Source organism: Cylindrospermum sp. FACHB-282 (assembly GCF_014697195.1).
Classification (GTDB): Bacteria; Cyanobacteriota; Cyanobacteriia; order Cyanobacteriales; family Nostocaceae; genus Cylindrospermum.
The window spans coordinates 155,023-164,151 of the sequence record NZ_JACJRJ010000006.1 but is presented as its reverse complement, the minus strand read 5'-3'; the positions used below and the strand labels follow the sequence as shown (position 1 = coordinate 164,151).

The 9,129-nt window shown below is 41.8% G+C and carries 7 protein-coding genes; 3 read left to right on the top strand and 4 right to left on the bottom strand.

What is annotated here, in order from left to right; genetic code table 11:
- The coding region (locus tag H6G32_RS05265) for an RNA-guided endonuclease InsQ/TnpB family protein (RefSeq protein ID WP_190455806.1) at positions 1–696 on the bottom strand (696 nt) is incomplete at its 3' end.
- Between the two features lie 776 nt (positions 697–1,472).
- Here H6G32_RS05265 and dnaJ point away from each other — a divergent pair.
- The 3 genes from dnaJ to rsgA are packed head-to-tail and all read left to right on the top strand — an operon-like array spanning position 1,473 to position 3,939.
- Positions 1,473–2,609, top strand: a complete 1,137-nt coding sequence (gene dnaJ / locus H6G32_RS05260; RefSeq protein WP_190455803.1) for a molecular chaperone DnaJ — start codon at positions 1,473–1,475, stop codon at positions 2,607–2,609.
- Positions 2,609–2,866, top strand: coding sequence for a sulfurtransferase TusA family protein (locus tag H6G32_RS05255; RefSeq protein ID WP_190455801.1), 258 nt, complete (start codon positions 2,609–2,611; stop codon positions 2,864–2,866). Before dnaJ ends, H6G32_RS05255 begins: the two co-directional genes overlap by 1 nt.
- The gene (gene rsgA / locus H6G32_RS05250) at positions 2,863–3,939 is read left to right on the top strand and encodes a small ribosomal subunit biogenesis GTPase RsgA (RefSeq protein ID WP_190455798.1); all 1,077 of its coding nucleotides are present in this window, start codon (positions 2,863–2,865) and stop codon (positions 3,937–3,939) included. Before H6G32_RS05255 ends, rsgA begins: the two co-directional genes overlap by 4 nt.
- A 1,014-nt stretch (positions 3,940–4,953) precedes the next feature.
- Here rsgA and H6G32_RS05245 read toward each other — a convergent pair.
- The 3 genes from H6G32_RS05245 to H6G32_RS05235 all read right to left on the bottom strand — a co-directional run bounded on the left by H6G32_RS05245 (position 4,954) and on the right by H6G32_RS05235 (position 8,702).
- A complete protein-coding gene (locus tag H6G32_RS05245) occupies positions 4,954–5,934 on the bottom strand; it encodes a pentapeptide repeat-containing protein (protein ID WP_242046503.1) in 981 nt (326 codons plus the stop codon).
- A gap of 264 nt (positions 5,935–6,198) precedes the next feature.
- On the bottom strand, positions 6,199–7,674 hold the full coding sequence (locus tag H6G32_RS05240; protein ID WP_190455792.1) for a pentapeptide repeat-containing protein: 1,476 nt from the start codon (positions 7,672–7,674) through the stop codon (positions 6,199–6,201).
- Positions 7,675–7,913: 239 nt separating this feature from the next.
- Positions 7,914–8,702: a pentapeptide repeat-containing protein gene (locus H6G32_RS05235; protein WP_242046502.1), complete on the bottom strand. Its 789-nt coding sequence runs from the start codon at positions 8,700–8,702 to the stop codon at positions 7,914–7,916.
- Positions 8,703–9,129: the final 427 nt, after the last annotated feature.

Here is a 9,129-nt window from a genome sequence, read left to right as displayed (position 1 = left end):
TTTGAGAATCACCTGTAATTTAGCTTTCTTTTTATTAAAAAAATGATTAATGGATTTTAAAGGTCTGCCATTTATCAAGAAAGGTATTAAACCTGCTTGATTGAAAGTTACAGAAGCTAAATTATTTAATCCTAAATCAATACTGGCAATTCTCTTATTATCTACCTGTTTTGGTTTTTCTTCTTGATTATAAATCACCTCAATAACATAATGATTAAGCTTGGGAATAATCCTCACTTGTGCTATTTTTTTAGCCTGAGTAGGGAAAACTATCTCAGTCTGGCTAAGTTTAATAAGTCCTTTGGATAGAAATGGTTTAGACAAAGCCTGGATGGTATAAACTAAAAGGTTTCTCCCATTTTCTTTATGTTTGTATTTAGGTAATCTTGGTTTACCCAAAAACTTAGATGGGTTTTCTTGATAAGCCTTTTGTGCTTGAAAAAATGCTTTCCAGTTCTTATCTAAAATTATTAATATTTGCTGACTTACTTTCGCTGGCAGATTTTTATAATCAAACTGACTTTGTAATAGTTTTTGGGTCTGATTATAACTGAGAATTTCACCAGTTTTAAAGAAGGATTGCCTAATTAAGTAGTTGGCAATATTATAGAGATTCTTAGACAGAAAGCAAAGCCTATCAATTTCTTGGTAATGTTTATGAGTTTTTTTGATGATGTGTCTTTCGGTTAGTTGCATTCATCCTCCTGAAGACATTTTATTTCTTCTTCAAAGTCTTCAACTCACCAGGTTATTTTATAGCTCACTCTTATTAATTTAGCATAATCTGATAGTTTCATATTTGTTGTTCTAAACCTTGACAACTATCTTAATACATTTATCTATATTTGGTAATGTCTGTCTATAAAATCAGAGAAGTTTACCAATACCACAATTCAACTTTGATTTTGATGAAGAAAGTACTGCTCAGGCTGATTATGAGGCGATAGATTAGGGATTGGGGATTAGGGATTGGGGATGAGGGAGAAAAATTAATTCTTCTCCCCAGTATCCAGTCACCAAAATTTCTCCTCCATGGCAAACATGGTTTTATGCTCCAAAGGTTTGCTAGATTGTAGAAACGAATTGCCGTGGGCTAGACGGTCTATTAGTACAGATGCGAACAAATATGTATGGAGAAATTTCCACACCATTAGGTGCGGATAGCCCCTCTGGTTGAAGGAGGAGATTTACTTATGCTAAGTAGCACAATTGTAAAATAGACAGCTTCAGCCAGTTGACAAAATCCGTAGAGGCGGAGCGGCATTCCGTAAGGATTGGTCTATTTCCTCTGTTTATAACTTTTGTTGCTTTTGTCATCTCCCACGAGGAAAGGACTTGTTGCTCAAGACTCCCTGGTGATTTTTGTCAAAGGTAAAAGGTAAAATCGATATATTAACAAAAATTAAGTGTTGCCTTTTGCCTTCTGCTATTAGTCCTTCTGCTTTCTTCCTTCTAACTTTTACCTTTGCTATATGGCCCGCGACTATTATGAAATTCTGGGTGTCTCTCGTGACGCCGACAAAGAAGAAATTAAACAAGCCTATCGCCGCTTGGCCCGGAAATATCACCCAGACGTGAACAAAGAACCGGGAGCGGAAGATCGCTTTAAAGAAATTAACCGCGCTTATGAAGTGCTTTCTGAGCCAGAAATTCGAGAGCGTTACAACCGGTTTGGTGAAGCTGGTGTGTCCAGTGGCGCTGGTGCTGGTGCTGGCTTCCAAGATATGGGAGATATGGGCGGTTTTGCCGATATCTTTGAAAGCATTTTCAGTGGCTTTGCTGGTGGCATGGGTGGCCCAACGCAACAAAGACGGCGTAGCGGGCCTGTGCGGGGCGATGACTTACGGCTAGACCTGAAGTTAGATTTTCGGGAAGCGGTATTTGGTGGGGAAAAGGAAATTCGCATTTCCCATCTAGAAACATGTGAAGTTTGTAGCGGTTCCGGTGCTAAACCAGGCACTCGCCCCCGGACTTGTTCGACTTGTACAGGTTCTGGTCAAGTCCGCCGTGTGACGAGAACGCCTTTTGGCAGCTTCACTCAAGTTTCCACTTGTCCCACCTGCAATGGCACTGGGATGGTTGTTGAAGATAAATGTGATGCTTGTGACGGTAGGGGCGCAAATCAAGTCACGAAGAAACTGAAAATTACTATTCCTGCTGGGGTGGATAATGGCACTCGCTTGCGGATTTCCCAAGAAGGGGATGCCGGTCAACGCGGTGGCCCACCTGGAGATTTGTACGTCTACTTGCTCGTAAATGAGGATGAAGAATTCCAACGGGATGGAATTAACGTTATCTCAGAAATCAAAGTCAGTTACCTGCAAGCAATTTTAGGCTGCCGTTTGGAGGTAGAGACGGTTGATGGCCCAGTGGAACTAATAATTCCGGCGGGAACTCAGCCGAATACGGTGATGAAGCTGGAAAATCGCGGTGTTCCTCGGTTGGGTAATCCTGTTAGTCGAGGTGATCACATGCTGACGGTGTTAATTGATATTCCTACGAAGGTGACTCCAGATGAGCGGGAACTCTTAGAGAAGCTGGCTAAAATTAAGGGAGACCGCACTGGTAAAGGTGGTCTAGAAGGATTCTTGGGAAATTTGTTTAAGTAATGAAGCCCTATCCCCTTTTAACTCCCGACGCTCAACTCGATTTACGCGGTACTCCTTGCCCGATTAATTTTGTCAGGACGAAACTCCGTCTGGAAAAAATGTCACCGGGTGGTTTGCTGGAAGTCTGGCTAGATGCTGGGGAACCAATTGAGCAGGTTCCCGACAGCTTAACAATGGCAGGCTATCAGGTAGAAAAAATTACAGATTGTACTGGCTATTTTTCCTTGTTAGTCCGCTGTCCCTCTACTGTCCAATGAAAGACGAAGCTATTTCTACTACTGGACAGTTACTGGGTACGGTGCTTGCTGTACAGGCGAATTTTTATCGAGTTCATCTGGATGTAGAAGCGGGTAAACAGGAGAATTCTCGCCTGATACTTCTGTGTACCCGCAGAACGCGCCTGAAAAAAATCGGGCAACAAGTGATGGTGGGCGATCGCGTCATTGTCGAAGAACCAGATTGGGCTGGAGGACGAGGTGCTGTTGCTGATGTTCTCCCCCGTCACAGCGAATTAGACCGTCCGGCGATCGCGAATGTGAATCAAATTCTCCTGGTATTTGCGGTAGCTGATCCGCCTTTGGAGCCTTACCAGTTAAGCCGATTTCTTGTTAAGGCTGAAACCACAGGGGTAGATGTGCTCTTATGCCTGAATAAAAGTGATTTAATTTCCCCTCAGATGCAGGAGCAAATTAGCGATCGCCTTTCTGCTTGGGGTTATCAACCGCTATTTATCAGCGTCCAAAATAAACTGAATCTTGACCAAGTATCCCAGCATCTAAGCAATAAAATTACTGTTGTTGCTGGGCCTTCTGGTGTCGGCAAATCTAGCCTGATTAATCAATTGATTCCCGATACTAACCTGCGAGTGGGAGAAGTATCTGGTAAACTAGCCCGTGGGCGTCACACTACCCGCCATATCGAATTATTTGACTTACCAAACGGTGGCTTACTGGCGGATACACCGGGCTTTAATCAACCTGATTTGGATTGCACCCCAGAAGAATTATTATATTATTTCCCAGAGGCCAGAGCGCGTTTAGCGGTTGCTAGCTGTCGGTTTAGTGATTGTTCCCATCGAGATGAGCCTGATTGTGTGGTGCGGGGAGAATGGGAACGTTATCCTCATTATCTGGAATTTTTAGAAGAAGCGATCGCCCAAAAAACTCACCTCCACCACCAAGCCGATCCTGAATCTAGCATGAAGCTAAAAAGCAAGGGTAAGGGACAGAGTCAATACGAACCCAAGCTGGAAAGTAAAAAATATCGCCGCATTGCCCGTAAGACTCAATTGCAAGCGTTGCAAGATATGTATAAGGAAAGCGAGGAATAGCGAAAGAAACCTCACCCTGGTTTTACTACGCAAAACCTGTCCCTCTCCTTCGCAAGGAGAGGGATGTCCGTTAGGACTCTTTGAGGTTTTTCGAGATTTTTGGGTCTGCGCGTAGTTTGTTAATTTAACCTTGGCGGTGTTCTTACGTTACAGAAATATTTTTCTTCCTGTAAATCAAATAGTTGCGGCGAATAGTATTGCTAGGGTTTAAGTATTGCCAGGGTGTTATCTGCCGCTATTATTACACTGAAAAAATCAATGCGCGATGATCGCCCACCTGGTAAAAAAGGTAAGTTTGCTCTCAATTCTGCTGCCAAAATAATTCTGTTTACGACTTTTTCAGGAATATTCCTAACTTCTAGTTTCTATATTGTGTCTTTAATAATTTCTTGTGTGAATACAAGTTTAAGCACTATTCACCCTACGTCTATTCCCTGGATTAGCGATGAAGATAGATGTGAGAACAGTGGTAGAAGTTGGCGTGATAATGAGTGTTGGGATTATGAGCATAGTCCTTCTTTTTGATGCGTTTTTCCTGTTTGAAAGAGATTGATGGAAATTATGAGGAACGTAGACCGAAGGGCGTGCCGCAGGCTACCGCCAAGACGCCCGCGCGCAGCGATGCCCAAAGGGCTGTAGGACGCCAAGGAAGAAGGGCTTTAGAGGGTTTTTGCGTAAGGCTTGACACGGTAGGGGCACGGAGCCAGGGCGAATGGAATTCGCGGCTACACAAACAAAGTCCGCCTCCGCGGACTAAGGGAAAATTGAGGGTTTGAAACCCACGGAGGTGGGTTTTGCCTGTGTAGACGCGGTTTCTAACCGCCCTTTTTAATAAGCCAGGGCGAATGGAATTCGCGGCTACACAAACAAAGTCCACCTCCGTGGACTAAGGAAAAATTGAGGGTTTGAAACCCACGGAGGTGGGTTTTGCCTGTGTAGACGCGGTTTCTAACCGCCCTTTTAACTGGAGGATTATGGGTTTGATGACAATTTGATATTAAGAAAAATGTCTAATTACTCAGATTTCGTCCAATGTTTTGGTCTAGTAATATAATTAGGCAAAATAGTATTTTCATCGCCTTCTGCTAATTCAACCTCCTCTAATGTTAGATTTTTAGCAGATGAAAATTGTGCTCCTTGCAGTTTAGCTTCAGAGAGGGATGCCTCTTGCAGGTTAGCTTCCCAGAGCATTGCCCCTTGCAGGTTAGCTCTACAGAGGATTGCCCCTTGCAGGCTAGCTTTAAAGAGGGTTGCCCCTTGCAGGTTAGCTTCAGAGAGGTCTGCTCCTTGCAGGTTAGCTTTAGCGAGGATTGCCTCTTTCAGGTTAGCTTTAGCGAGGATTGCCTCTTTCAGGTTAGCTTGATAGAAGATTGCCTCTTGCAGGTTAGCTTGAGTGAGGTCTGCCTCTTGCAGGTTAGCTTGAGTGAGGTTTGCCCCTTGCAGGTTAGCTTCAAAGAGGATTGCCTTTTCTAGGTGGGCTTTATAAAGATTTGCACCCCTCATATCAATATTATTTAAATCAAGCCGCTGATATTCCTTCTCTTTTCCACAATTGCGTCGTCCAATTACGGTAAGGGCTGCTTGAATATCCGTGCGAAGTTTTGGTATTTTACCCTCATCTTCTTCCGCTATCTTCTTCACAGGTGCATTTTCTCGCACAAAAGCTGTGAGGACTTCCATGATTGTCCAATGGTATTTATCTGGGGAATCTTGAGCAATTTGTTCTAAAGCATAAATTCCGCCTAATTTTACTTCAAGCCGTTCATTACCAAGCAATTCGATAGCTTTGGCAAAGCGTTCTGTAATTTGCTTGTCTTCTGATAACTTTAGATTTTCACGTGCAATTACAGCATTATCATTGGCAGCTTTAGCATTATCATTGGCAGCTTTAGCGGTTCTTGATGCATAGTAAGCATTAGTTAATAATGCAATTCCACCGAAACTTGCTCCAATGATTGTTAAGGCTTTAATTCCATAATCTAGCCTTGAGGTCATGTTCAAAACGTTAACATTTGGATTCAAAAATGCAAAATCTGAAAAGGAAAATATGAAGATAATAGAAAAAAATAAAATACCAAATATAGCCGCTAAAATTATTAACCAACTCTTGAGAGAGTCTGTATTATTATCTGTGCTGTTCTCAGACATAAAATTAATATTCCTCATCTCCCAAGATATTACGGAGATTAAGGTAATAAATATAGCATATAAATAAAAAAAGCCAGATGCACCCAATTACCCAATTGACGCTATGGTAAATTACCCTGATTGCCGCCAATGGGTGGGGGCTTCGATATAATCAGGGAGGCGAGTAGTGCGATCGCCATAAGCCATTCTAATCTGTTGCAAGTCTAAGTTTTTTACCCCTGTGAGAATTGCCCCTGTAAGTTTGACATCACTGAGGATTGCCCCACAAAGGTTAGCTCCCATCAGGTTAGCAGACTCAAGATTAGCTTCTTGGAGGATGGCCCGATGCAGGTTAGCCCCCATCAGGTTAGCCCCTTGCAGGTTAGCTTCCGTCAAAGTGGTTTCGCTGAGGTCGGCAAAATAGATATCTGCTTGCTGTAGTTTGGCAGCATTCAAGTTTGCCCCTGAGAGGTTGGCACCATTTAAGTTTGCTCCTTGGAGGTTGGCACCAATCAAACCCGAATGCTGCAAGTTAGCTTTACCCAGTTTTGCACCTTGCAAGTTAGCCAGAAACAGCTTGGCCCCAGCCAGGCTAGCGGCTTTCAGGGTGGCTTGTTGCAAGTTGGCTTTATAGAGGTTTGCACCTTGTAAGTTGGCTGAACGCAAACTTGCACCAAAGAATTTAGCACCACGCAGGTTAGCGCCACACAGATTAGCGCGATTGAGATTTACCCAACTCAGATTTGCTCCCCGCAAGCTGGCTTTGTGCAAATTGGCTTCAAATAGAATCGCCCCCGTGAGTTGAGCACCATCAAAATCAGCTTCACACAAATCTGATTCTCGCAAATCTGCCCCAGACAAATCAGACCCCCGCATGTCTACCCGTTGTAGGTTAGCGCCACGGAGATTTGCCTGTCTGATGTCGATATTACGTAAATCAAGTTTCTGATCTTTGCGGTCTTTCTCAAAATTGCGCCGACCGATAACGGTTAGGGCTGTTTGAATATCGGTGCGAAGGGTTGGTAATTCTGGTTGCAGATTTAAATCTGACCGCTGTTGACGATTTACTCTTTGCCGATGTTTGTCTAAGTCAATCGCTGCTGAATCTTTCTCTTTTTGGTGTGGTTTTCCCTCTCTGGTAACAGGTGCATTCTCTCGGACAAAAGCCGTGAGGATTTCCATAATTGTCCAGTGTTCTTGAGGAAAATCCTGGGCGACTCTTTCTAAGGCATAAATTGCACCGGTGCGGGTTTCAACTTTTTCATGGCCAATCTGGGCAATTGCGCCGATAAAACGTTCAGCAATCAGTCTGTCTTGAGAAAGTTTGGTATTTTGTAAGCCAATTTCCAGGTTTCTCTCAGAAGCGATCGCATTTTTCTGCATAGCTTGGGCCCGCTTCGCTGCATAGTAAGCATTAGCCATGACTGCCAAACCCAGAAAAATTATTGCAGTGGTGGTTAATGCTTGATTTCTATATTGTAGTTGTTGCTGAATTGGCAACCTCTCAATATTGGACACCGAGAAGACTATTAGAGTCAAAGCGATAGAAACTATAACTGTAATAGTTATCAACCAACTCAATGGTGCGTATGTCTTACTAGCAGACATAGCAGAAATATTCTTCACAATCATGAGTTATTACTTAGATGATTGGGAAGTTCAGTATAGCATTTAGCTTTTGATTTGGATATGCGCCGCCAGAATTAATTAATTAAGCAATTGACTAGGAGTTATGTATTATTTTAATAACTTACGCAATAAGTCTCGTCAACTCTTCTGACTTTACGATTTCTTTATTCATCATTTTGCGTAAGTCGTAATTTTGTTATGCCTCTGGGAGATTTATTTTAGCCAGAAAATTGGGCCTCTCTCAGGTTTGTTTCATTGAATACAGTTTCATTAAGGATAGCCCCATGTAGCCTAGCTAAATATAGATTTGCCCGATGCAAGTTAGCACCAGACAGATTAGCACCAGACAGATTAGCTGCACTCAGAATTGCCCCAGAGAGGTTAACTAAACTCAGGTTAGCACCAGACAGATTAGCTGCACTCAGAACTGCACCTTCTAAATTAGCACCAGACAGATTGGCCCCAGAGAGATTAACTTGATAAAGGTTTATCTGTTTGAGATTAGCTCCATTCAAATTTATACCTTGCATATCTGTGTGACTCAAATCAAGTTGCTCATTTTTCGGGTCTTTATTTATGTCTCTCCTGCCAATTACAGTCACAGCGGCTTGAATATCAGCACGCGTTTTTACTGCTTGGCCACTTGATACTTCGCCTTGGGGTGAATAAGGGGCATTATTTCGCACAAAGCTAGTCATAACCTCCATGACTACCCAGTGGTATTGCGGATGAGCAAGGGCAATTTGTTCTAAATCATTAATTGCCATCAAAATCCTTTCTAAGCTTTTATTCTCTAGATGATCAATTGCTGTTTTTAAGCGCTGTTTAGGTAACTTATTTTGTTGAGTAGATGTTAATTTTTCTAGAATATTTGGTATTTTACGTATAATTTTTGATATTGTAAATTTATGGTTTAACATACTACTTTTAGTGGCAGAATAGGCATGAAATATAACTGGCAACATACACAAAATAAGTACAGTGATTTTGGTTAATTGAATAGTCAATACTGCTATTTCATACATCTAAAAGCCAGGAATGGTAGTAAATATAACCATGATCTCTATCGCGGCTCAAGAAATATAACTATTGACTAGATAAATATAAATAAGCATATATTCTCCCTATGAGCATCATACTTGAGTTATATTGATCATTCTTTATTCTTCACAGTCTATTGATGCCTATCATGATATTTATTTATATTTAATCATGAAAAATCTCTACCAGTTACTTAGAATATCTATGCTGTAAACAGGAACTGAAGGCGCATTTTCAATAATTTCAATTCTAAATGTATTGAAGATTACATATTAGTATTTTTAATACAATCCCTGGAAAGTATTAGATTAGATTAGTTTCAATGTAGTTGAGGTCAGATACACACCTGGGTTAAACCCTTTATAAGAGGGTAAATGAAGAAAATAGCTCCCT

Coding starts and splice junctions, on each gene's coding strand:
- dnaJ (WP_190455803.1), top strand. CDS start 1,473: ATGGCCCGCGACTATTATGAAATTCTGGGTGTCTCTCGTGACGCCGAC.
- H6G32_RS05255 (WP_190455801.1), top strand. CDS start 2,609: ATGAAGCCCTATCCCCTTTTAACTCCCGACGCTCAACTCGATTTACGC.
- rsgA (WP_190455798.1), top strand. CDS start 2,863: ATGAAAGACGAAGCTATTTCTACTACTGGACAGTTACTGGGTACGGTG.
- H6G32_RS05245 (WP_242046503.1), bottom strand. CDS start 5,934: ATGACCTCAAGGCTAGATTATGGAATTAAAGCCTTAACAATCATTGGA.
- H6G32_RS05240 (WP_190455792.1), bottom strand. CDS start 7,674: ATGTCTGCTAGTAAGACATACGCACCATTGAGTTGGTTGATAACTATT.